The 1,269-nt window shown below is 75.4% G+C and carries 1 pseudogene; it reads right to left on the bottom strand.

Annotated features, from left to right (window positions below):
- Nucleotides 1-476 precede the first annotated feature (476 nt).
- Nucleotides 477-1,190 (bottom strand): annotated as a pseudogene (locus O3Q52_RS53205) (DUF6350 family protein); the annotation flags it as partial.
- Between the last annotated feature and the right edge of the window lie 79 nt (nt 1,191-1,269).

Below are 1,269 nucleotides of genomic sequence, written 5' to 3'. Positions count from 1 at the left end.
ACGGGGGGCGCCTCCGGCTGCCGCCGACGCCGTACACGCGAGAGCCAGTTGGTTCTCGGGGTGGGCTGAGTGCCCTGGGTACGCGGGGGCGGCGGCGGTTCGGTGGGGAGTTCGGGGGCCGGGCGGGAGTTGAGGGGGGATGCGGACGGCTCGGGGGCCGAGGAGTCCGAGACCAGAGGCTCAACCGCCGAAGGCTTCGAGAGCAGAGGCTCAGGCACCGGAGTCGCCCCGCCCACAGGCTCATTGGCCGAACGCTTCGAACCCGCATGTGCCTGTCCCACATGTGCCTGTCCCACATGTGTCTGGCCCACATGTTCCTGAACCCCGTTCCCCTGCACCCCCTGCTCCTGAACCAGCGGTTCCCGAACTCCCCGCCTCCGCCCCCAAGGCCCCCGCACCCAGGAACCCGACCCCCAAACCGCACTCCCCCGCACGACCCGTACCCGGGGCGCCCGCGGCACCCGTACCCGCGGCTGTCGCAGCCGCAAGGCGCGCAGGACCAGGGCGACCGGCACGCCCACCACCGCGGTCCACCCCGCCGCCGCGGGCCCCGTCTGCCACCAGACGGGGCCGAAGTCGGCGAGTGCGTGCGTGCCGAGGGGGCCGCCCGACAGGGCGGCGAGGACCGCGAGGGCCAGTCCGCAGAGGAGGGCCGCGAGGGCCGCGTTCCCGGCGGTCCGGCCGGGCGACCAGGCCTCACCACGGTCGGCCGCCACCGGAACCCGGAGCTTCTTCCTCTTGCTCTCTCCGTCTCCCTCCCCCACGTCCTTCCGCCCCGGCATCCCCGCCCGCACCGTGAACCAGGCCACCACCACGCCCGCCACCAACGGCACAGCCCCCGCCGCCCAGTTCACCGGAGTTCCCGGGCCCGCGCCCGGGACCGCCGCCAGCAGGGGAAAGGGCGGCAGCAGCGGACCTGGCGAGGACATCAGGGGATCGGCCGCGTGCCCAGCGCCGAGTACGAAGCCGGGTCCGAGGGCGTACGCGGCCCCCCACACCGCCGCGTTCGGCACGAGGACCAGTGCCAGCAGCAGTACCGCGACCCGTCCCGACCAGCTCTCCGTGAGATGCAGGAACGACACGCGGGCCGGACCTCCGTGCCACACCAGCGAGGCGCCGACCAGTACGGCCCCGCCTCCCACGAGCACCGCCGCACCCGCACTCGCCGCACGCACGGCGGCCCGGAGCCGGAGCCCGGGGGCGGAGGAGACGAAGGGGGCGAAGGGCAGGGCGCGGAGTGCCCGGCGCACGGGCGGGGCCACCGGCCCC

This window comes from Streptomyces sp. ActVer (assembly GCF_027270795.1).
GTDB lineage: Bacteria > Actinomycetota > Actinomycetes > Streptomycetales > Streptomycetaceae > Streptomyces > Streptomyces umbrinus_A.
Note: the sequence above shows the minus strand (reverse complement) of the source record. Positions and strands in the feature narration are given on the sequence as shown.